Below are 643 nucleotides of genomic sequence, written 5' to 3'. Positions count from 1 at the left end.
GACGGCGGAGAAGTTCGTCTTCGACCCGTTCGTACCGGGCGGACGGATGTACCGGACGGGAGACCTGGGCCGCTGGCTCCCGGACGGTAATATTGAATATATGGGCCGGATGGATGCGCAGGTAAAAATCCGCGGCTACCGGATCGAGCCAGGCGAGATCGAGAGCACCTTGTTGAGGCTGAAATTAGTGAAGGAAGCGGCAGTTGTGGCGGTGGAGGATGCGAGCGGGGAGACTGCATTGTGCGCATATCTCGTCTGCGACGGTGAACCGAATATAGCTAAGCTGAGGTCTGACTTGGCTGAAACATTGCCTGCGTATATGATCCCGGCACATTTCGTGCAGCTGGACCAGATGCCGCTTACGGTAAGCGGTAAGCTGGACAGGAAGTCGCTGCCGAAGCCAGCTGCGGAAGCTTTGCGTGGTTCGGTATACATTGCACCGAGGACAGCTGCTGAAGCGCAGATTGCGGAAATTTGGCAAGAAGTGCTGGGCGTCGATCAAGTAGGCGTCACGGACGATTTCTTCGCGCTGGGCGGTCATTCGCTAAAAGCAATGCAGGTGGCTTCGGTTATTCATCAAGCGATCGGAGTAGAGGTACCGCTTAAAATGTTGTTCGAGCGGCCAACGATTGAAGAGTTGGCA

1 protein-coding gene is annotated in these 643 nt (G+C 56.0%); it reads left to right on the top strand.

What is annotated here, in order from left to right:
* The coding region (locus PXY01_RS22115; RefSeq protein WP_164744563.1) for a phosphopantetheine-binding protein at positions 1-643 on the top strand (643 nt) is incomplete at both ends.

It is taken from the genome of Paenibacillus xylaniclasticus (assembly GCF_004001065.1).
Classification (GTDB): domain Bacteria; phylum Bacillota; class Bacilli; order Paenibacillales; family Paenibacillaceae; genus Paenibacillus_T; species Paenibacillus_T xylaniclasticus.
Note: the sequence above shows the minus strand (reverse complement) of the source record. Positions and strands in the feature narration are given on the sequence as shown.